21 protein-coding genes are annotated in these 21,300 nt (G+C 68.6%); 17 read left to right on the forward strand and 4 right to left on the reverse strand.

The window, feature by feature from the left end; all coding sequences use genetic code 11:
• Positions 1 to 106 precede the first annotated feature (106 nt).
• Positions 107 to 313: a DUF3185 family protein gene (locus tag bpln_RS17420; RefSeq protein WP_042626266.1), complete on the forward strand. Its 207-nt coding sequence runs from the start codon at positions 107 to 109 to the stop codon at positions 311 to 313.
• A 108-nt stretch (positions 314 to 421) separates the two neighbouring features.
• On the opposite strand, the gene bpln_RS17425 is transcribed toward bpln_RS17420, so the two are convergent.
• Positions 422 to 1,192 (reverse strand): phytanoyl-CoA dioxygenase family protein, encoded by a 771-nt coding sequence (locus bpln_RS17425; RefSeq protein WP_042626267.1) that lies wholly within the window; start codon positions 1,190 to 1,192, stop codon positions 422 to 424.
• Positions 1,193 to 1,664: 472 nt separating this feature from the next.
• On the opposite strand from bpln_RS17425, the gene bpln_RS17430 reads away from it, so the two are divergent.
• Positions 1,665 to 2,018 carry a hypothetical protein gene (locus tag bpln_RS17430; RefSeq protein ID WP_042626268.1) on the forward strand — a complete coding sequence of 118 codons (354 nt, stop codon included), beginning with the start codon at positions 1,665 to 1,667 and terminating at the stop codon, positions 2,016 to 2,018.
• 159 nt (positions 2,019 to 2,177) lie between these two features.
• Here the strand turns inward: bpln_RS17430 and metK are convergent, their stop codons facing one another.
• Positions 2,178 to 3,368 (reverse strand): methionine adenosyltransferase, encoded by a 1,191-nt coding sequence (metK, locus tag bpln_RS17435; RefSeq protein WP_042626269.1) that lies wholly within the window; start codon positions 3,366 to 3,368, stop codon positions 2,178 to 2,180.
• Between the two features lie 268 nt (positions 3,369 to 3,636).
• Between metK and bpln_RS17440 the strand changes: the two genes are divergently transcribed.
• The 9 genes from bpln_RS17440 to hslU all read left to right on the forward strand — a co-directional run bounded on the left by bpln_RS17440 (position 3,637) and on the right by hslU (position 13,024).
• Positions 3,637 to 4,521: a lipid A biosynthesis lauroyl acyltransferase gene (locus bpln_RS17440; protein ID WP_042626270.1), complete on the forward strand. Its 885-nt coding sequence runs from the start codon at positions 3,637 to 3,639 to the stop codon at positions 4,519 to 4,521.
• 82 nt (positions 4,522 to 4,603) lie between these two features.
• Positions 4,604 to 5,470, forward strand: a complete 867-nt coding sequence (dapF, locus tag bpln_RS17445; RefSeq protein ID WP_055139374.1) for a diaminopimelate epimerase — start codon at positions 4,604 to 4,606, stop codon at positions 5,468 to 5,470.
• 38 nt (positions 5,471 to 5,508) lie between these two features.
• Positions 5,509 to 6,234: a DUF484 family protein gene (locus bpln_RS17450; RefSeq protein WP_055139375.1), complete on the forward strand. Its 726-nt coding sequence runs from the start codon at positions 5,509 to 5,511 to the stop codon at positions 6,232 to 6,234.
• Positions 6,235 to 6,250: 16 nt separating this feature from the next.
• Positions 6,251 to 7,171: a tyrosine recombinase XerC gene (xerC, locus tag bpln_RS17455; RefSeq protein ID WP_042626273.1), complete on the forward strand. Its 921-nt coding sequence runs from the start codon at positions 6,251 to 6,253 to the stop codon at positions 7,169 to 7,171.
• Positions 7,172 to 7,257: 86 nt separating this feature from the next.
• On the forward strand, positions 7,258 to 8,511 hold the full coding sequence (locus bpln_RS17460) for a class I SAM-dependent rRNA methyltransferase (protein WP_055139376.1): 1,254 nt from the start codon (positions 7,258 to 7,260) through the stop codon (positions 8,509 to 8,511).
• 195 nt (positions 8,512 to 8,706) lie between these two features.
• Positions 8,707 to 9,798 (forward strand): CobW family GTP-binding protein, encoded by a 1,092-nt coding sequence (locus tag bpln_RS17465; RefSeq protein WP_042626275.1) that lies wholly within the window; start codon positions 8,707 to 8,709, stop codon positions 9,796 to 9,798.
• Between the two features lie 593 nt (positions 9,799 to 10,391).
• A complete protein-coding gene (gene dksA, locus bpln_RS17470) occupies positions 10,392 to 10,808 on the forward strand; it encodes an RNA polymerase-binding protein DksA (RefSeq protein ID WP_015877289.1) in 417 nt (138 codons plus the stop codon).
• A gap of 327 nt (positions 10,809 to 11,135) precedes the next feature.
• The gene (gene hslV / locus bpln_RS17475; RefSeq protein ID WP_042626276.1) at positions 11,136 to 11,672 is read left to right on the forward strand and encodes an ATP-dependent protease subunit HslV; all 537 of its coding nucleotides are present in this window, start codon (positions 11,136 to 11,138) and stop codon (positions 11,670 to 11,672) included.
• A gap of 8 nt (positions 11,673 to 11,680) precedes the next feature.
• On the forward strand, positions 11,681 to 13,024 hold the full coding sequence (gene hslU, locus bpln_RS17480) for an ATP-dependent protease ATPase subunit HslU (RefSeq protein WP_055139377.1): 1,344 nt from the start codon (positions 11,681 to 11,683) through the stop codon (positions 13,022 to 13,024).
• Between the two features lie 145 nt (positions 13,025 to 13,169).
• Here the strand turns inward: hslU and bpln_RS17485 are convergent, their stop codons facing one another.
• Positions 13,170 to 13,712 carry a response regulator transcription factor gene (locus bpln_RS17485; protein ID WP_042626278.1) on the reverse strand — a complete coding sequence of 181 codons (543 nt, stop codon included), beginning with the start codon at positions 13,710 to 13,712 and terminating at the stop codon, positions 13,170 to 13,172.
• Positions 13,713 to 13,738: 26 nt separating this feature from the next.
• Complete coding sequence (locus bpln_RS17490; RefSeq protein ID WP_055139378.1) at positions 13,739 to 15,022, reverse strand: ATP-binding protein; 1,284 nt, start codon at positions 15,020 to 15,022, stop codon at positions 13,739 to 13,741.
• A gap of 547 nt (positions 15,023 to 15,569) precedes the next feature.
• Between bpln_RS17490 and argB the strand changes: the two genes are divergently transcribed.
• The 6 genes from argB (at position 15,570) to bpln_RS17520 (ending at position 21,291) form a co-directional block, all read left to right on the forward strand.
• Positions 15,570 to 16,469 carry an acetylglutamate kinase gene (gene argB, locus bpln_RS17495; RefSeq protein ID WP_042626280.1) on the forward strand — a complete coding sequence of 300 codons (900 nt, stop codon included), beginning with the start codon at positions 15,570 to 15,572 and terminating at the stop codon, positions 16,467 to 16,469.
• Complete coding sequence (locus bpln_RS17500) at positions 16,466 to 17,272, forward strand: pyrimidine 5'-nucleotidase (protein ID WP_420807345.1); 807 nt, start codon at positions 16,466 to 16,468, stop codon at positions 17,270 to 17,272. The genes argB and bpln_RS17500 overlap by 4 nt, the downstream gene beginning before the upstream one ends.
• Entirely contained in the window at positions 17,239 to 17,958 is a 720-nt protein-coding gene (gene slmA, locus bpln_RS17505) for a nucleoid occlusion factor SlmA (RefSeq protein WP_055139379.1), read from the forward strand. Before bpln_RS17500 ends, slmA begins: the two co-directional genes overlap by 34 nt.
• Before the next feature lie 255 nt (positions 17,959 to 18,213).
• Positions 18,214 to 19,359: a homoserine O-succinyltransferase MetX gene (gene metX, locus bpln_RS17510; protein WP_042626283.1), complete on the forward strand. Its 1,146-nt coding sequence runs from the start codon at positions 18,214 to 18,216 to the stop codon at positions 19,357 to 19,359.
• Complete coding sequence (gene metW / locus bpln_RS17515) at positions 19,356 to 19,970, forward strand: methionine biosynthesis protein MetW (protein WP_055139380.1); 615 nt, start codon at positions 19,356 to 19,358, stop codon at positions 19,968 to 19,970. The genes metX and metW overlap by 4 nt, the downstream gene beginning before the upstream one ends.
• A 7-nt stretch (positions 19,971 to 19,977) precedes the next feature.
• Positions 19,978 to 21,291, forward strand: coding sequence for an AmpG family muropeptide MFS transporter (locus bpln_RS17520; protein ID WP_042626285.1), 1,314 nt, complete (start codon positions 19,978 to 19,980; stop codon positions 21,289 to 21,291).
• Positions 21,292 to 21,300: the final 9 nt, after the last annotated feature.

Below are 21,300 nucleotides of genomic sequence, written 5' to 3' on the forward strand. Positions count from 1 at the left end.
TAGCGGGTCGGCCGAGTTCGCGCAGCCGTGGCCGGGCGCGATGGACGCCATGGCGCCGGTACCCTACACTGCGGCGTCGTGATGATGCGTGATAGCGGAGCAATCCATGACTCGAGCGATCTCGGTCGCGTTGATCGTCGGCGGCATCGTGCTGCTGTACTTCGGCGGCCAGTCATTCCATTCGTTCAACGACAGCCTGTCGCGATTCTTCACCGGCTCGCCGGCGACCAAGACGATCCTGCTGTTCGCCGGCGGCGCGGTCGCGACGCTGGCCGGCCTGATCGGCCTCGCGATGCCGGGCGGCCGACGCTGATGCCGGAGGCGCGCGCGAGCCGTCGCGCGTGAGCCGCGGTCGCCTCATCACGCTTGAACCGGCGCGGGCGGAGCCAACGGCCCCGACGCCGCGTCCGGCTCCCGCCGATCAGAGCCTCACGTCGGGCTTCGACGCCGAGCGCGAACCGGGCACCGGCCGGTTGCTCTCGCCGTGATAGGTGTAGACGAGCGAGAACTTCACCTCGTCGCTGCGGTTCTGGCCGGCCGAATGCAGCGTGTTGCAGTGGAAGAACACCACGTCGCCGGGGGCGAGTTCGGGGCACACCGCGCGCTCGATCAGCGCGCGGTTGGCGGGCAGGTCGCCGCGGAAGAACTTCGCCTCGTCGAAGCAGTCGGCGCCGAGTTCGGCCTTGTGCGAGCCGGGCACCAGCCACAGCGCGCCGTTGCCGTCGGTCTCCGCGCCGACCGCGAGCCAGACCGATACCAGATCCGCGCGCTCGAACGCCCAGTAGCGGAAATCGCGGTGCCAGCCGGTCAGGCTGCCGTAGCGCGGGTGCTTCGTCATCATGCAGTTGTGATGCGCGCGCGAAAGCAGCGCCGCCTCGCCGAAGTACGCCTGCAGCCAGGCGGCGATCTCGGGGGCGGTGGCGCGCGCGGCGAACTCGGGAGCGCGCTGGTAGGCATCGAGCAGGCGGCGCACGGTGCGGCCGCCCGGCGCGTCCTTCGACTGCGGCGCGCCGGGATAGCGCAGGTCCGCCTCGAATTCGAGCGGCTCGGCGGCCTCGCGAAGCTGGCGCTCGGCGACCGCCTTCAACTCGGCGCAGGTCTCGGGCGCAACCAGCCCCGGAACGATCACATAACCGTGTTCGCGCAATGCGTCGATCTGGGCGCGAATCAACTCCGAATGCTGTGGGGACATGGCTGGCTCGACGTCGTTTTTATGAATGCGTCGATTGTAAGACGGCGCGGATCGATCCGGAACCCAACATTGTCAACGACCGCGACCGGATCTCGCGGCACGCGGGCCGATTGCCGGCGCGGCAGGGCTGCCGGCGGGTTTTCATCCGCTTTTCGTCCACTTTTCGTCCGCCTGTTACCCGGCTTCCGACCGTTTTCCGCCACCGTCGCGGAACTGCCGGACGCCCCGTATGACTAATCCCGCGAAGCGCGAAGCGCGCGCCGCGCCGGAGTCGATCTCAGGGTTGTCTCGACTTCTGGGCGTCATGGATCGCCGGTAGGCTGTCGACGCCTGTCATGTCGACCGGCGCGGGCCAACCGGGCCTGCCACGCCGGAACGGCGTTCGCCCGGTGCCTACCCTTACTCAGGTGTCGAACACCGGCCGCCCGTGGGGCAACCGATCCGGCACCTTTACGAGCCAAGTCACATCGTCATGTCCTTCCGTCTCACCTCCCGCCTGCACCGCGCCGCCCGACGCCTTTCCCAGCTCGAACCCCGCCGCATCGTCCGCACCCTGCGCCATCATCAGGCGCGCACCCGGGCGCTGGCGACGCGCGCGGTGGCATCGACGCCGCGCCTGGACGGCCTGCGCGCCTGGCTGCATTCGTTTCTCGCGGCGATGCGCGCCCATGCCGGCGCGCGCCGGCTCGGCCTGCCGGCCCTGCTGCGCAAACCGTCGTCGCTGCGCCTGCTCGCGCTGCGTCGCGCGAACGGCCCGCGCCGCCGCGTGAATCGCCCGCGGCGCCTGTCGGCGAGCCCCGGCTGGTTCGCGTTCGGCGCGCGCTGAGGCGGGCCACCGTCGGTCGACCGACACGCCGCCCGATCACTGCCCGCGTATCGCCACATCGCGCGCGCCCAAGAAAAAACCCCGGCTTGCCGGGGTTTTCATTCAAGCCGTTCAGTCCGGATCCGGACCGCGGCACGTCATGTGAGTTTTGCGCCGGTTTTACGCTGGTTGCGCGACGGCCGGCGTGACGCCTGCCGCTTCCGCGAGGACCAGCGCCTTGTCGGCCGCTTCCCACGAGAATTCCGGCTCGGCACGGCCGAAGTGACCGTAGGCCGCCGTCTTCTCGTAGATCGGGCGCAGCAGGTCGAGCATCTGTACGATGCCCTTCGGACGCAGGTCGAAGTGTTCGCGCACGAGCTTCGTGATCAACTCGTCCGAGACCTTGCCGGTGCCGAACGTGTTGACCATCACCGAGGTCGGCTCGGCCACGCCGATCGCATACGACACCTGGATCAGCGCGCGCGACGCGAGGCCCGCGGCCACGATGTTCTTGGCGACGTAGCGGCCCGCGTAGGCGGCCGAGCGGTCGACCTTCGACGGATCCTTGCCCGAGAACGCGCCGCCGCCGTGCGGTGCGGCACCGCCGTAGGTGTCGACGATGATCTTGCGGCCCGTCAGGCCGCAGTCGCCCTGCGGGCCACCGATCACGAAACGGCCGGTCGGATTCACCAGGAACTTGATGTCGCCCTTGATCAGTTCGGCCGGCAGCGTCGGCTTGATGATCTCCTCGATCACGGCTTCGCGCAGTTGCGGCAGGTCGATTTCCGGGGCGTGCTGCGTCGACAGCACGACGGTGTCGATCGAGTGCGGCTTGCCGTCGGCGTAGCGGACCGTGACCTGCGACTTCGCATCCGGGCGCAGCCAGTTCAGGCGGCCGTCGCGGCGCAGGTTGGCCTGGCGCTCGACGAGGCGGTGCGACAGGTAGATCGGCAGCGGCATCAGCTCGGGCGTTTCGTCGCACGCGTAGCCGAACATCAGGCCCTGGTCGCCGGCGCCCTGGTCGAGGTTGTTGTCGTGGGCGCGATCGACGCCTTGCGCGATGTCCGGCGACTGCTTGTCGTAGGCGACGAGCACGGCGCAACCCTTGTAGTCGATGCCGTAGTCGGTGTTGTCGTAGCCGATGCGGCGGATCGTGTCGCGCGCGATCTGGATGTAGTCGATGTTGGCGGTCGTGGTGATCTCACCCGCGAGCACGACGAGACCCGTGTTGCACAGCGTTTCGGCTGCCACACGGGAGTACTTGTCCTGCGCGAGAATGGCATCGAGAATCGCGTCGGATATCTGGTCGGCGACCTTGTCCGGATGGCCTTCGGAAACGGATTCGGACGTGAAGAGATAATCGTTTGCCACTTGGCTAAGCTCCTTGGTGGTTACGGTTGCATTCACGTAGCCAACTTCGGAACCGGATGAAGTGGCGACGCTTTAGCGGATTCCTTGACCCGGACAGGCATCCCGCGCCCCTCCGGCTTCGCCCCGCAAGTTGTCAGTTAACTCGGCGAAGCCCGTATTATAGCGGCTTTCCAGTCTTGTCACACAAGGGTGCATTCGTGGTTGCCCACCGCTACGTCCTGAATTTCCCCCGCCAGGCGCGGGCCTTCCGGCCCCATGGAGACCGCTCATGCTAGGCCGTCTCGGCACGCAGTTCGCGCTGCTTCTGCTGAAGCTGTTCGCGTTGCTGCCGTATGGCGTGACGGCGCGTTTCGGCGACGCGCTCGGCTGGTTGCTGTACCGCATTCCGAGCCGCCGAAAGCGCATCGTACATACGAACCTGAAACTCTGCTTTCCCGAGTGGAGCGAGGCGCGGCGCGAGGAAGTGGCCGGCCGGCACTTTCGTCATGCGATTCGCAGCTACGTCGAGCGCAGCGTCCAGTGGTTCGGCTCGGAGAAGAAGCTGGCCCGGCTGATCGAGGTCGACAGCGCGATCGACCTGACCGATCCGGACCTGCCGCCGACGCTGTTTCTCGGCCTGCATTTCGTCGGCATCGAGGCCGGCTCGATCTGGCTGAACCGCTCGCTGCAACGCACCTGCGGTTCGTTGTACCAACCGTTTTCGAACCCGCTGCTCGAAGCCGAGGCGAAGCGCGCGCGCGCGCGCTTCGACGCCGAGATGGCGAGCCGCGCCGACAGCGCGCGGATCGTGCTGCGCTGGCTGCGCGACCGCAAGCCCGTGATGCTCGGCGCCGACATGGACTACGGCACGCGCAACTCCACGTTCGTGCCGTTCTTCGGGATCCCGACCTGCACGCTGACCGCGGTGGGCCGGCTCGCGAAAACCGGCCGCGCGCAGGTCGTGCCGTTCATCGGTGAGGTGCTGCCGAACTACAAGGGCTACCGGCTGCGCGTGTTCAAGCCGTGGGAGCAGTACCCGACCGGCGACGACGACCTCGACGCGCGCCGCATGAACGCGTTCCTCGAGGAACAGATCCCGCTGCTGCCCGAGCAGTATTACTGGGTCCACAAGCGCTTCAAGACGCGTCCGGCCGGCGAGCCGGGCTTCTACTGATCGCGGACGCCGCGGCGGCGCCGGGATGACCGCCGCCGCCGGGGTTCGCAAGCCGCGCCCGGCGCGGCATACAATAACGCCCATGAAACTTCCGTTCACCAAGATGCATGGCGCCGGCAACGACTTCGTCGTGCTCGACGGCACCGCCGGCGACCTCGGCCTCACGCCCGAGCGCGTGCGCGCGCTCGCCGACCGCCATTTCGGCGTCGGCGCCGACCAGCTGCTGCTGGTCGAGCGACCGACGCTCGACGGCGCGGATTTCCGTTACCGGATCTTCAACTGCGACGGCGGCGAGGTCGAGCATTGCGGCAACGGCGCGCGCTGCTTCGTGAAGTTCGTGCGCGACAAGGGCCTGACCGACAAGACGACGGTGCGCGTGCAGGTCAGCCACGGGCTGCTCACGCTGACGCTGCAGGAGAACGGCGAGGTGGTGGTGGACATGGGCTCGCCCGTGTTCGAGCCGGCCCGCGTGCCGTTCGACGCCGCCGGCCTCGACGCGCGCCATCAGGGCGCGGACACGCTGTTCCCGCTCGAGGTGCGCGGCGCGACGCGCTGGATTTCGGTCGTCTCGATGGGCAATCCGCACGCGGTGCAGGTGGTGGACGACGTCGAGGCGTTCCCGGTCCTCGAGGACGGCCCCGTGATCGAGCGCCATGCGCGCTTCCCGCAGCGCGTGAACGCCGGCTTCATGCAGATCGTGTCGCGCCACGAGGTGAAGCTGCGCGTCTACGAACGCGGCGCCGGCGAGACGCTCGCCTGCGGCACCGGCGCCTGCGCGGCCGTGGCCGCCGGGATTCGCCGCGGCCTGCTCGATTCGCCGGTGGCCGTGCAGACCCACGGCGGCGTCCTGACGATCGCCTGGGACGGCGCGCGCGACGAAGCCGCGCCGCTGTCGATGGCCGGCCCCGCCGTCACGGTGTTCGACGGCGTTTTCGAACTGACCGCCTGAGCCTTTCGGCCCACCGTCCTCTCCAACCACACCGCTCCATGAACGATCGCGACATCGCCGACTACCTGCTCGCCAACCCCGAATTCTTCGCCCGGCACGCGGAGCTGCTCGCCACGGTCCGGCTCGCGAACCCGCACGGCAAGGCCGCGATCTCGCTGCAGGAGCGGCAGATGGAAATGCTGCGCGACAAGAACAAGCTGCTCGAACGGCGCCTGGCCGAGCTGCTGCGCTACGGGCACGAGAACGACGGACTGGCGGCCAAGTTCGGCCGCTGGACCGCGCGCGTGATCGCCGAACGCGACGCGCACGCGCTGCCGCGCGCGATCGCCGTCGGCCTCGCCGACGTGTTCGACGTGCCGCAGACGGCGCTGCGGATCTGGGACGTGGCCGACGCCTACGCGCAGGCCGATTTCGCGCGCAACGTCGGCGAGGAGGTGCGGCTGTTCGCGAACAGCCTCGTCACGCCTTATTGCGGCGCCAACAGCGGCTTCGAGGCCGCGCAATGGCTTGCGCCGGTGCCGGCCGCGCCCGAGGCGTCTGACGGCGCCGACGGGGCCGCCGCCGTCAGCACGAGCGGCGTGGCCACCTCGATCGCGCTGATCGCGCTGCGTGCGCCCGAGGCCGGCGAAGGCGCCTCGGCCTTCGGGCTGCTGGTGCTCGGCTCGCCGGACTCGCGGCGCTTCCACGACGGCATGGGCACCGATTTCCTGACGCAGATCGGCACGCTCGCGAGCGCGGCGCTCACGCGCCTGCTGCCGCACTGAAACGTCCGCCCGCGCCATGACCGACGAGCCGATCGCCGCCTACCTGTCGTACCTGCAGCACGTCAGGCAGCTGTCGGAGCACACGCTGCGCGGCTACGCGCACGAACTCGACGCGCTGACCGCGTTCGCCAACGGCCGGCCGCTCGCGAGCCTCACCGCCGCCGACATGCGCGGCGCGGTGGCGCGCGCGCACGCGGGCGGGCTGTCGGCGCGCTCGATCGCGCACCGGCTGTCCGCCTGGCGCGCGTTCTACCGCTGGTACGCGCAGCGTGTCGAGATGCCGGCCAACCCGGTGGCCACGGTGCGCGCGCCCAAGCGCGCCCGGACCCTGCCGAAGGCGCTGTCGGTGGACGACGCGAACACGCTGATGGAGTCGCCGTTCCCCGACACGCCCGAGGGGCTGCGCGATCGCGCGATCGTCGAGCTGTTCTATTCGTCGGGGCTGCGGCTCGCGGAGCTGGTCGGGCTCGACGTCCATTACGCGAACGCCGGCGGCTACCGCTCGGCGGGCTGGCTCGATCGCGGCGAGGCCGAGGTCAGCGTCCTCGGCAAGGGCGGCAAGGAACGCAAGGTGCCGGTGGGCCGCAAGGCGCTGGAGGCGCTCGACGCCTGGCTCGCGGTGCGCGAGGGCTGGGTGCGCGCCGATCCCCACCCGCTGTTCCTGTCGGTGCGCGGCAACCGCATGGCGCCCGGCGTGGTGCGCGAGCGCGTCAAGCGCGCGGCGCTGGTGGCCGGAATCCCCGCCAACGTCCATCCGCACGTGCTGCGCCACTCGTTCGCGACCCACGTGCTGCAGTCGAGCGGCGACCTGCGCGCGGTGCAGGAGCTGCTCGGCCACGCCAGCATCTCGGCCACCCAGGTCTATACCTCGCTCGACTTCCAGCATCTCGCGCGCATCTACGACAGCGCGCATCCGCGCGCGAAGAAGCGCGACTGACGGCACGGGCGCGCCGCCCCGCCGCCGTTCCCTTCGCAAGCCTTTGTTGTCGCCGCGCCCCGCGCGGCCCCCGAACTGATACCGACATGCAAACCGTTACGCTCAAACCGTCGAAAGACAAATCCCTGCTGCGCCGTCATCCATGGATCTACGCGAACGCGATCGAGCACGTGGAGGGCAAGCCGGCCGCCGGCGCGACCGTGATGGTGCGCTCGCACGACGGCCGCTTCCTCGCGCGCGGCGCCTACAGCCCGCATTCGCAGATCCGCGTGCGGGTCTGGAGCTTCGACGAGGCCGAGCCGGTCGATCACGCGTTCTTCAAGCGGCGCATCCAGCGCGCGGTCGCGCACCGCCAGACCATGGTGAGCGGCACCGACGCGGTGCGGCTCGTGTTCGGCGAGGCCGACGGCCTGCCCGGCCTGATCGTCGACTATTACGTGGACGACGGCCTGCCGCACGAGCTACCGCCCGGCCAGTCGCCCGAGACCACGCCGGCGGCCGGCGCGCGGCGCGGCCAGCTGGTCTGCCAGTTCATGGCGGCCGGCGTCGAGGCCTGGAAGGAGGCGATCGTCGCCGCGCTCACCGGCGCGACCGGCTGCCCGAACGTCTACGAGCGTTCGGACGTGTCGATCCGCCAGAAGGAAGGGCTCGAGCAGACCACCGGCGTGCTGGCGGGCGACGCGCCGCCCGCCACGCTGGTCGCGCGCGAGAACGGCGTGCGCTATCACGTCGACGTGTTCAACGGCCACAAGACCGGCTTCTACGTCGACCAGCGCGACAACCGCGCGCTGGTCGGCCAGGTGTCGAACGGGCGCGACGTGCTGAACTGCTTCTGCTACACCGGCGGCTTCTCGCTGGCGGCGCTCGCCGGCGGCGCGAACCGCGTGGTCTCGATCGATTCGTCGGGCGACGCGCTCGCGCTCGCGCAGCGCAACGTGAACGCCAACGGGCTCGACCCGGCGCGCGCGAGCTGGCTCGATGCCGACGCTTTCAAGACGCTGCGCCGCCTGGCCGACGAAGGCGAGCGCTTCGACGTGGTGGTGCTCGATCCGCCGAAGTTCGCGCCGGCGCGCGAGCACGTGGACCGCGCCGCGCGCGCCTACAAGGACATCAACCTGAGCGGCTTCCGGCTGCTGCGCCCGGGCGGCCTGCTGTTCACCTACTCGTGCTCGGGCGCGATCGACATGGACCTGTTCCAGAAGATCGTGGCCGGCGCCGCCGCCGACGCACGCGTCGACGCGCGGATCCTCAAGCGGCTCGGCGCCGGGGTGGACCACCCGCTGCTGACCGCGTTCCCGGAAGGCGAATATCTGAAGGGCCTGCTGTTGCAAATCGCCTGAGCGCCCCGATCTGGGGCGTTCCGGCGCGCACGCCGGCCGAACGGCCGGGGCGCGGGCGCTTGACAACTATGTTTCAATAGGTGGTTCGGCACGCGCGGCATCCAGCCGGCGTGCCGCGGCATGCTCCGGCGGCGCGCGGCCCGGCGGGCAAAGCCGCAACGTTTTGACCCCGTTTCACGAACCAAGGCGATCGACATGGCCATTCCCGTCACCATCCTCACTGGCTTCCTCGGCAGCGGCAAGACCACGCTGCTCAAGCGCATCCTGAACGACCAGCACGGCATGAAGATCGCCGTGATCGAGAACGAGTTCGGCGAAGAGAACATCGACAACGAAATCCTCGTGCAGGACAGCAACGAGCAAATCATCCAGATGAGCAACGGCTGCATCTGCTGCACGATCCGCGGCGACCTGGCGCGCGCGCTCGGCGATCTGGCCGCCCGCAAGCGCGACGGCAAGCTCGATTTCGATCGCGTCGTGATCGAGACCACCGGCCTCGCGAACCCGGGCCCGGTGGCGCAGACGTTCTTCATCGACAGCGAGATCGCCGACGAATTCCTGCTCGACGCGATCATCACGCTGGTCGACGCCAAGCACGCCAACGCGCAGCTCGACGAGCACGAGGTGGTGCAGCGCCAGGTCGGCTTCGCCGATCGCCTGTTCATCACCAAGGCCGACCTCGTCGACGAAGCCGCGCTCGCCGCGCTCAAGCACCGCCTGCTGCACATGAACCCGAAGGCGGCCGTGCGCCAGGTGAATTTCGGCGAAGCCGACATCAAGGAAATCTTCGACCTGCGCGGCTTCAACCTCAACGCCAAGCTCGAGATCGACCCGGACTTCCTCGTCGAAGACGACCACGACCACGCGCATCACGACCATGGCCACGATCACGGCCATGACCACGCGAACTGCGACCACGACCATGGCCACTGCGATCACGACCACGGTCACGATCACGCGCACGGCCACCACCACCACGCGCACCACGACGACAAGATCAAGTCGTTCGTCTACCGCAACGACCGCCCGTTCGATCCGACCAAGCTCGAGGACTTCCTCGGCGGCATCCTGCAGATCTACGGCGAGCGCCTGCTGCGCTACAAGGGCGTGCTGTACATGAAGGGCGTCGATCGCAAGGTGGTGTTCCAGGGCGTCCACCAGATGATGGGCAGCGACCTGGCCGGGAAGTGGATGCCGGCCGAGAAGAAGACCAACAAGATGGTGTTCATCGGCATCGACCTGCCGCAGGACCTGATCACCGACGGCCTCGACGCCTGCCTCGCGTAAGCGTCGCGCGGGTGCCCCGCACGGAGGCGCCCGCGTCCCCCGTCCCGCTCCGGGGGCGGCCCGTGCCGTCGCCCGGGCGCCTCGGGCCGGCCGCATCGCGGCGCCACCGGCGCCTCGCTCCCTGCCCGCAGCACGCCATCCGCCGCGCCGGCCGGCCCGTGCCGCCCGCGGCAGGCCGTGCCCACGGCCGGCGGGCACGCGGTTTGAACGCGTCATCGCTTTTTCGCGCTTTGCAGGTTATATTTTTAGGATATCCAGCCGGCACGGCCGTGGAATTTCCTCGCTTGCGGAGCGGCTGAGCGATTCAGTTACAATACGTGCCCACTGGAAACGGCAGTTATTAGGCCCGGTTCTTGCATTAGCTGCCGGGCGCACCGGCATCGCCCCCGCCGGCCGGTCACGAACCGGACGCGGCAGGCCTCGCTTCGAGGCAACGGCGCGAGCGGGCCGGCACCGGGTACCTGGCGACCGGTACCGGAGGCTTTCGGCCCCGACACGGCAAATGATTGGCAAACCATGACAAAGGCCGTTGCGGGTAATCCCAAAGTGCGGGCAATATCTCGCGATTTGCAGCACATTGAAGAAGCAAGCAGATGACGAACAAACTCTTGACCGAAGCCGAAATCCTGAAGATGAGCGACAAGGATTACATGAACGATGATCAGCTCGCCTTCTTCAAAAATCGACTCGAGCAGCTGCAGGCGGAAATCCTCCGCAACGCAGGCCAGACGACCGAGAACCTTCGCGAAACGGTGATCGTGCCGGATCCTGCCGATCGGGCCACGATCGAAGAGGAACACGCGCTCGAACTGCGCACGCGCGACCGCGAGCGCAAGCTGCTCAAGAAGGTTCAGCAGTCGCTCGCGCGGATCGATTCCGGCGACTACGGCTGGTGCGAGGAAACCGGCGAGCCGATCGGCATCCCGCGCCTGATCGCGCGGCCGACGGCCACGCTGTCGCTCGAGGCGCAGGAGCGCCGCGAGCTGCGCCAGAAGCTGTTCGGCGACTGATCGCGCCGGCGCGGCCGCTTCCCGCGCCTCTTCACGCTGCTTCGACAAAGCGTGCGGCTTGCCGCGCGCTTTTCTTTTTTCTGCGCCGTTTCCCGCTCCCGCCGTCCGGCGCTCCTTTGCCCGTCGCTCGCGGCGCTCCGGCGTTTGCGCCCGCCGCCTCGTCCGCCCTTGATCCCGTCCCGGTTCGACCGATTTCCGCTCTTGATATCGTCGCGCGTGCCCTAACATGTCCGTAATGCGCGTGGGGCCATTCGCCACGCCGCGCGCCGCACAAGGGCGGTGGTGTCCGCACCGCCGCGTCCTCCCCGGATTTCTGAAGGAACGCAGATGGAGCAATATCACGGCACGACGATCGTCTCGGTGCGCCGCGGCGATCAGGTCGCACTGGGCGGCGACGGCCAGGTCACGCTCGGCAATATCGTCATGAAGGGCGGGGCACGCAAGGTGCGCCGCATCTACAACAACCAGGTGCTGGTGGGCTTCGCCGGCGGCACGGCCGATGCGTTCTCGCTGCTCGACCGCTTCGAGGCGAAGCTCGAGAAGCACCAGGGCAACCTCACGCGCGCGGCCGTCGAACTGGCCAAGGACTGGCGCACCGACCGCATGCTGCGCCGCCTCGAGGCGATGCTGATCACGGCCGACAAGACCACCACGCTCGTCATCACCGGCAACGGCGACGTGCTCGACCCCGAGGGCGGGATCTGCGCGATCGGCTCGGGCGGCTCGTATGCGCAGGCCGCCGCGCGCGCGCTGGCCGAGAACACCGACCTGTCGCCGCAGGAGATCGTCGCCAAGGCGCTGACGATCGCGGGCGACATGTGCATCTACACGAACCACAACCACATCATCGAAACGATCGAGTAAGGACTTCCATGAGCACCATGACCCCTGCCGAGATCGTCTCGGAACTCGACAAGCACATCATCGGCCAGGCGAAGGCGAAGAAGGCCGTGGCCGTCGCGCTGCGCAACCGCTGGCGCCGCCAGCAAGTGGCCGAGCCGCTGCGCCAGGAAATCACGCCGAAGAACATCCTGATGATCGGGCCGACCGGCGTCGGCAAGACCGAGATCGCGCGCCGCCTGGCCAAGCTCGCCGACGCGCCGTTCATCAAGATCGAGGCGACCAAGTTCACCGAAGTGGGCTATGTCGGCCGTGACGTGGACAGCATCGTGCGCGACCTGATCGAGATCTCGGTCAAGCAGACGCGCGAGACGGAAATGCGCAAGGTGCGCTCGAAGGCGCAGGACCAGGCCGAGGACCGGATCCTCGACATCCTGCTGCCGCAGCCGCGCGCGGTGGGCTTCGGCTCGAGCGCGGAGTCCGCCAACGAGGACAACAACGCGACGCGCCAGACCTTCCGCAAGCGGCTGCGCGAAGGCGCGCTCGACGACAAGGAAGTCGAGCTCGACATCGAGCAGCCGCAGGCCGGCATGGACATCATGGCGCCGCCGGGCATGGAAGAGATGACCGAGCAGATCCGCTCGATGTTCTCGAACATCGGCGGCGGCAAGAAAACGCGCCGCAAGGTGAAGATCAAGGAAGCGCTGAAGCTGCTGACCGACGAGGAAGCCGGCAAGCTGCTCAACGACGAGGAAGTGAAGACGAAGGCCGTGCAGAACGTCGAGCAGAACGGCATCGTGTTCCTCGACGAGATCGACAAGATCGCCTCGCGCAATCACGAGGGCGGCGGCGGCGAAGTCTCGCGCCAGGGCGTGCAGCGCGATCTGCTGCCGCTCGTGGAAGGCACCACGGTGAACACCAAGTACGGGATGATCCGCACCGATCACATCCTGTTCATCGCGAGCGGCGCATTCCACCTGTCCAAGCCGAGCGACCTGATTCCCGAGTTGCAGGGGCGCTTCCCGATCCGCGTCGAACTCGACTCGCTGTCGGTCGGGGATTTCGAATCGATCCTGGTGGCCACCGACGCGAGCCTCGTCAAGCAATACCAGGCGCTGCTCGCCACCGAGGACGTGCAGCTCGAGTTCGCCGAGGACGGCATCCGGCGTCTGGCCGAGATCGCGTTCTCGGTCAACGAGAAGACCGAGAACATCGGCGCGCGGCGCCTCTATACCGTGATCGAGAAGCTGCTCGAGGACGTGTCGTTCGCGGCCGGCAATCACACGGGCCAGAGCGTCACGATCGACGCGGGTTATGTCGATCGCGCGCTCGGCGAAGTGTCGAAGGACGAAGACCTGTCGCGCTACGTGCTGTAAGCCGGCGGCGACTCGCCGGGATACGAAGCGGACCGGACGGGCGGCCCTGCGCAGGCGGGCCGCCCGTTTTTCTGCTTTTTTGCGATAGCGCCGGGGCAAAAGGCACCGGCGGCCGAACCCGGCCCCGGTGCCGTTGCCGGTGCCGTTACTGCCGGACCGGCCGCTTCGCGAGCTTGCGCTGCAGCGTGCGTCGATGCATGTTCAGCGCGCGCGCGGTCGCCGAGATGTTGTTGTTGTTCTCCGCCAGCACGCGCTGGATGTGCTCCCATTCGAGCCGGTCGACCGACAGCACGACCGGATGCTCGAGCGCGTCCTCGGCCTGCACCTCGCTCGCGTTGGTCTGCAGCGCGGCCAGGATCGACTCGACGTTGGCCGGCTTCGACAGATAGTTGTCGGCGCCGTCCTTCACGGCCTGCACCGCGGTGGCGATGCTCGCGTAGCCGGTCAGCACGAGGATCCGCGCATCGGGCTGCAGGTCGCAAAGCGGCGCGATCAGCGAAAGCCCCGAATCGTCGCCGAGATGCAGGTCGACGGTGATGAACTGGAACTTCGATGCGCTCGCGAGCTTCAGGGCAGCCTCGCGGCTGTGCGCCTGCTCGACGAGATAACCGCGACGTTCAAGGCCCCGCGCCAACGTCCCGGCAAATACCTCGTTGTCATCGATCACGAGGAAATGGTTGTCGCTCATTTTCTTCTCCTTCGGTTCAGCGAATGTTAAGCGGCCGGTTGCTGCGCCTCGGCCGGCCGCATGGTGCTGCTTACTACGGGCAAGCGCAGCAGCGCGCGCGTGCCGCGCGGCTGCGCGTCGTTCAGTTCGATCGTGCCGCCCAGCCGCGCGGCGGCGCTGAACGCCAGGTACAACCCGACGCCATTGCCGCCCTGTGTGCTGTCGACGGGCGCGGTGCCGAGTGATTCGCGCAGTGCCGGCGGAATGCCCGGACCGTTGTCGACCACCTCGAACACGATCGTGTCACGATCCGACACGCGCGTGAGCCGCGCCTGCAGCGTCACGCGATCACGGCTCGCGCGGGCCGCGTTGTCGAGCAGGATCGTGAGGATCTGCCCGGCGGCGACCGAATCGACGAGCTCGACGCCGGACGGCCCCTCGCCGATCTGATCGAACTGCACGTGCGGATGGCGCAGCCGCCAGTGGCGCCCGAACGTCTCGAGCCAGGCGGCGACGCTCTCGCGCGTCGGCCCCGAGGCGCGGCTGCGCAGCCGCGCGAGCGCCGACGTGCATTGCGACATCTGTTCTTCCAGCACCTTCAGGTCCGCGTCGTAGCGCGCGAGGCCCGGATCGGCGCGCGCGGCATCGCGCAGCTCCTCGGTCAGCATCGCGATGGTCGACAGCGGCGTGCCCATCTCGTGCGCGACGGTGGCGGCCTGCACGCCGAGCGCAACCGCCCGCTCGTCGCGCAGCAGCCGCTGCTGCGCCTCGCCGAGCGCGGCGTCGCGCTGGCGCAGCGCGTTCGACATGCGCGCGACGAACCAGGCGATCAGCCCGACCGATACCAGAAAGTTCACGCCCTGGCCCGCGCGGTAGTAGTCGAACAGGTTCGCCGGGTTGTCCAGGTTGAGCGGCACCGAATTGAAGCCGAGCGTGAAATAGCAGGCCACCGAGAACGCCGCGAGCCAGACCATCAGGTGCCACGGCAGCACCGCGGCCGCGATCGCCAGCGAGGGCAGGTACAGCGACACGAACGGGTTGGTGGTGCCGCCCGACAGGAACAGCAGCGCGGACAGCGCGCCGATGTCCACCCACAGCTGGCCCATCAGCTCGAAATTGGTCTCGGGGCGCGCGCGCAGCACGCGCAGCCAGGTCAGCCCGTTGAACACGACCTCGAGCGCGATCACGCTGAGCATGGCCGGCAACGGCAGGTTCGCGCCGAAGAAACCCTGGGCCGCGGCGATCGTGACGAGCTGGCCGAGGATCGCGAGCGTGCGCAGCCAGAAGAGATTGCCGAGATTGACGCGGCCGGTGGTCGTGATTCTGTGCATGATCGGCGCAGTTTACTCCGTCGGCGTGACGCGTCCGCCGGCCGGCTGCCCGGCGAGCCTTCGCGCGTAACAATCGGGGCACAGGCAACAGTCGGCCGGCAGCGGCGGGCAATCCGGCCCGCCCGGCAGCGGCGGCAGGGCCGCGCACCAGCACCGCAGCGGCGGCGCGCCGTCCGCTGCCGCCCTGGTCATGAACCCGTCGGCCGCGAACCCGTCGGAAACGAACCCGTCGGGCGCTAACGCGCCGCAGCCGAATGCGCGCCGGCACTGCGGGCAGCGGCGGGACGCGGGAACGGTGGTTGCGGCAGGTGACATCGGCGCATGAAACGATCAAAAAGACGTGCTGCAAGCATAGCGCGACGGCCGTCGACTACCGCGTCCGTTTGTCCACGATCGCGCCCTTTTGTCGCATTAAAAATGCAGCGAAACCGCGCTGGCGCAAGCTTGGCCCGAATGGCCAAAAACCCCATGCTGCACTGCGCCAGTTGTGTACAATTCCCCCGTTTCGCCCGTCCAGAATCAATCGTCCCGAACCCGAGTCTCCGCCATGTCCGATCCTCTCGACCTCTCGCAGATCGCACCCACGCTGAAAGCCGAAATCCTCGCGGAGGCGCTGCCGTACATTCGGCGGTATCACGGCAAGACCGTGGTGATCAAGTACGGCGGCAATGCGATGACGGAAGAGCGGCTCAAGCAGGGCTTCGCGCGCGACGTGATCCTGCTGAAGCTGGTCGGCATCAACCCGGTGATCGTTCACGGCGGCGGCCCGCAGATCGACCAGGCGCTGAAGAAGATCGGCAAGCAGGGCACGTTCATCCAGGGCATGCGCGTGACCGACGAGGAAACCATGGAAGTCGTCGAATGGGTGCTCGGCGGCGAGGTCCAGCAGGACATCGTCACGCTGATCAACCACTTCGGCGGCCATGCGGTCGGCCTGACGGGCAAGGACGGCGCGCTGATCCACGCGCGCAAGCTGATGATGCCGGACCGCGACAATCCGGGCCAGTACATCGACATCGGCCAGGTCGGCGAGGTCGAGGCGATCAACCCGGCGGTGGTGAAGGCGCTGCAGGACGACGCGTTCATCCCGGTGATCTCGCCGATCGGCTTCGGCGAGGACGGCCTGTCGTACAACATCAACGCGGACCTGGTGGCCGGCAAGCTCGCCACCGTGCTCAACGCCGAGAAGCTGGTGATGATGACCAACATCCCGGGCGTGATGGACAAGGAAGGCAACCTGCTGACCGACCTGTCCGCGCGCGAGATCGACGCGCTGTTCGAGGACGGCACGATCTCGGGCGGGATGCTGCCGAAGATCTCGTCGGCGCTCGACGCGGCCAAGAGCGGCGTGAAGTCGGTCCACATCGTCGACGGCCGCATCGAGCACTCGGTGCTGCTCGAGATCCTGACCGAACAGCCGTTCGGCACGATGATCCGCTCGCATTGAGCGGCGCCCGCACGCCTTTCCCGGAGCCGGCCCGGGCCGCGGCCGCCCCGGCGCTGCGGCCGGCGCGCCGCGCACGCCGCGTCCGGCCGCAAGCCGGCCGGCCGGTCTGGCTGTTCGATCTCGACAACACGCTGCACCACGCCTCGCACGCGATCTTCCCGGCCATCAACGCCGCGATGACGCAGTACATCATCGACACGCTGCAGGTCGATCGCGCGCGCGCCGACCACCTGCGCACGTTCTACACGCACCGCTACGGCGCCGCCCTGCTCGGGCTCGCGCGCCATCATCCGATCGATCCGCACGATTTCCTGAAGGTCGTGCATACCTTCACGGACCTGCCGTCGATGGTGCGCGGCGAGCGCGGGCTCGCGCGCCGCGTGGCGGCGCTGCCGGGGCGCAAGCTGATCCTGACCAACGCGCCGGAAGCCTACGCGCGCGCGGTGCTGGCCGAACTCGGCATCGAACGGCTGTTCGAGCGCGTGATCGCGATCGAACAGATGCGCGACCGCCGCGCCTGGCGCGCCAAGCCCGACGCCGCGATGCTGCGCCGGGCGATGCGCGACGCGCGCGCCAGGCTCGCCGACGCGATCCTCGTCGAGGACACGCGCAGCCACCTGAAGCGCTACAAGGGACTCGGCATCCGCACCATCTGGATCACCGGGCACCTGCCCGGCCATTTGCCGCGAATCGGTCGCCCGCACTATGTCGATCGTCGCATTGCTTCGCTACAATCGCTGCGACTGAGCACACGAGCGGGGCGACGCAAATGCAGCCGACTGAACCGCGGGACCCGGCCCTAGCCGCGGCCGACCCGGCCGACCCGGCCAGCACCAGCCATCCGGCGGCCAGCGCCGCGCCGCGCCCGCGCGCGCGGCCGAAGCCGGGCGAGCGGCGGGTGCTGATCCTGCAGACGCTGGCCACCATGCTGGAAGCGCCCAAGCGCGAGAAGATCACCACCGCCGCGCTCGCGGCCCGGCTGGAGATCTCGGAGGCGGCACTCTACCGCCACTTCGCGAGCAAGGCGCAAATGTTCGAAGGCCTGATCGAATTCATCGAGACCACGATCTTCGGGCTCGTCAACCAGATCGTCGAGAAGGAGCCGGACGGCGTGCTGCAGGCGCGCGCGATCGGCCTGATGCTGCTCAACTTCGCGGCCCGCAACCCGGGCATGACGCGCGTGCTGACGGGCGAGGCGCTGGTGGGCGAGCACGAGCGGCTGATCGAGCGGATCGACCGGATGCTCGAACGCGTCGAGGCCTCGGTGCGGCAGTGCCTGCGCACGGCACTCGCGGCATCCGCGCCGCCAGACGCCGGCGCGGCGCCCGCCGCCGGCGCGAGACCGCTGCCGCACGACTACGATCCGGCGATGCGTGCCAACCTGCTCGTCACGCACGTGCTCGGCCGCTGGCACCGTTACGCGCGCAGCGGCTTCGGCAAGTCGCCCGTCGAACACGCCGACGTCCAGCTGCAGCTGATCCTCTGCTGAGTGCGCGGGCCGGCGGCACCCGCCGCCGCGCCTCCGCGTGCGGCGATTTCCGCTATACTTGCCCGATTCGCTGCCGCGCCCACGCGGCGGCGGCCAACGAAGCGCGCCGATTTGCTGACTCGATTGCGGGCGCGCGAGCCTGCCGGACCACCGGCCGGGTTCACTATAAATGCGGCTAAAGAGGTCGTCAGCCGCGCCATCCGTTTTCCGCGCATCGCCGACACCATCTAGCCGCCCAGTCATAAGGCGCCACGAATGGAATCGATCGGCATCGTCGCTCCCCGGACCATGCATTTCGCCGAACCGCTGCAGCTGCAAAGCGGCAGCGTGCTCGGCAGCTACCAGCTCGTCGTCGAGACCTACGGCGAACTGAACGCCGCGCGCTCGAACGCGGTACTCGTCTGTCATGCCCTGAACGCCTCGCATCACGTCGCCGGCACCTACGCGGACGATCCGCGCAGCACCGGCTGGTGGGACAACATGGTCGGGCCGGGCAAGCCGCTCGACACCAACCGCTTCTTCGTGATCGGCGTGAACAACCTCGGCTCGTGCTTCGGCTCGACCGGCCCGATGAGCCTCGACCCCGCCACCGGCACGCCCTACGGCGCGCGCTTCCCGATGGTCACGGTCGAGGACTGGGTCAACGCGCAGGCGCGCGTGGCCGACGCGTTCGGCATCGAACGCTTCGCCGCGGTGATGGGCGGCAGCCTGGGCGGCATGCAGGCGCTGGCCTGGAGCCTGATGTATCCGGAGCGCGTCGCGCACTGCATGGTGATCGCCTCCACGCCGAAACTCTCGGCGCAGAACATCGCGTTCAACGAGGTGGCGCGCTCGGCGATCCTGTCGGACCCCGACTTCCACGGCGGCAACTACTACGCGCACCATGTGATCCCGCGCCGCGGCCTGCGCGTGGCACGCATGATCGGCCACATCACCTACCTGTCCGACGACGACATGGCAGAGAAATTCGGCCGCGCGCTGCGCCGCGCCGACGGCGCGCTCGACGCCTACAACTTCAATTTCGACGTCGAGTTCGAGGTCGAGTCGTACCTGCGCTACCAGGGCGACAAGTTCGCCGAGTACTTCGACGCGAACACCTATCTGCTGATCACGCGCGCGCTCGACTACTTCGATCCGGCCAAGGCGTTCGGCGGCAACCTGAGCGCCGCGCTCGAACGCAGCACCGCGAAGTACCTGGTGGCCAGCTTCACGACCGACTGGCGGTTCGCGCCGGCGCGCTCGCGCGAGCTCGTGAAGGCGCTGCTCGACATCCGCCGGCAGGTCAGCTATGCCGAGATCGACGCGCCGCACGGCCACGACGCGTTCCTGCTCGACGACGCGCGCTATCACAACGTGGTGCGCGCCTATTACGAACGAATCGCCGCGGAGGTGGGAGCATGAACCAGCAGGCATTGACGATGCTTTCGGCGCGGCCGGACTTTCGCGCCATCGCGCGCTGGGTCGAACCGCGCGCGACGGTGCTCGACCTCGGCTGCGCCGACGGCTCGCTGCTCGCGCTGCTGGCCGAGGAGCTGGAGGTGTCGGGCTACGGCATCGAGATCAACGACGCGGGCGTCCACGGCTGCGTGACGAACGGCGTCAACGTGATCCAGCAGAACCTCGAGGACGGGCTGCGCCTGTTCGAGGACCAGAGCTTCGATTTCGCGATCCTCTCGCAGACGCTGCAGACCATCCACCAGACCGCCGCGATCCTGCGCGAGACGGTGCGCGTGGGCCGCGAATGCATCGTGTCGTTCCCGAACTTCGGCTACTGGGCGCACCGGCTGTCGGTGCTGAAGGGGCGCATGCCGGTGTCGAAATCGCTGCCGTACCAGTGGCACAACACGCCGAACGTGCGGGTGCTGACGATCCGCGATTTCGAGGCACTGGCGCCCGAAGTCGGCATCGAGATCCTCGACCGGATCGTGCTGCACGGCGGCCAGCCGGTCCGTTGGGGCGCGAACTGGCGTGGTAGTCTTGCGGTCTATCGCGTGAAGCGCAGCCATCCCTGACGAGCCAATGACCCGACCCGAGCCGCACGACGCGCCCGCGCTCGCCGCCCACGACGACCATCCCGGCTGGCGGGCCTTCCTGAACACGCGAATGCTGATCTGCGTGTTCCTGGGCTTCACCTCGGGGCTACCGCTGTTCACGCTGGTCTACCTGGTGCAGGCCTGGCTGCGCTCGGAAGGCGTGAACCTGAAGGAGATCGGCCTGTTCGCGCTGATCCAGTTTCCCTACACCTGGAAATTCCTCTGGGCGCCGCTGATGGACCGCTTCGTGCCGCGGCTGCCCGGCTGGCGCCCCGGGCGCCGGCGCGGCTGGATGTTCGCCACCCAGTTGCTGGTGGCGGTGGCGATCGGCGCGCTCGGCTTCGTCTCGCCGAAGCACTCGATCTGGACCGTCGCCGCGCTGACCACGCTGGTCGCGTTCTTCGGCGCGAGCTCCGACATCGTGATCGACGCGTACCGGCGCGAGTTGCTGCGCGACACCGAGCAGGGCCTCGGCAACGCGGTGCACGTGAACGCGTACAAGATCGCCGCGCTGGTGCCCGGCTCGCTCGCGCTGATCCTGTCCGACCACCTGCCGTGGAGCCTCGTGTTCATCGTCACCGGCGCGTTCATGCTGCCCGGCATCGTGATGACGCTGGTGGTGCGCGAGCCCGAGGTGCATGGCCTGCCGCCGAAGAACCTGCGCGACGCGGTGATCCTGCCGTTCCGCGAATTCCTCGCGCGCGGCGGCTGGCGCAACGCGGCACTGGTGCTCGGCTTCATCTTCCTCTACAAGCTCGGCGACGTGATGGCCACCACGCTGTCCACCTCGTTCTTCCTCGACATCGGCTTCAACAAGACGCAGATCGGCGTGATCGCGAAGACCACCGCGTTCTGGGCCAGCCTCGCCGGCGGCATCGTCGGCGGCGTCTGGCTCGTGAAGATCGGCATCGCGCGCGGGCTGTGGATCTTCGGCGTGGTGCAGATCGCCTCGACGCTCGGCTTCGCCTGGCTCGCCCGCGCCGGCGCCGATCCGGTGCTGATGGCGGGCGTCTACGGCTTCGAGACGTTCGCCACCGGCCTCACGCTCGCCGCGTTCACCGCCTACATCGCGAGCACCACCGATCCGCGCTACACGGCCACGCAGTTCGCGCTGTTCACGAGCCTCGCCTCGGTGCCGCGCACGCTCGCGTCGGCGTCGAGCGGCTTCATCGTCGCGCGGATCGGCTGGTTCGACTATTTCCTGGTCTGCGCCGCGCTCGGCATCCCGGGCCTGCTGCTGCTGTTCAAGGTCGCGCCGTGGCGCGGCGGCGCGCCCGACGAGGCCGCCCGTGCGAGCTGAGCGCGCGCG

This window comes from Burkholderia plantarii (assembly GCF_001411805.1).
GTDB lineage: Bacteria > Pseudomonadota > Gammaproteobacteria > Burkholderiales > Burkholderiaceae > Burkholderia > Burkholderia plantarii.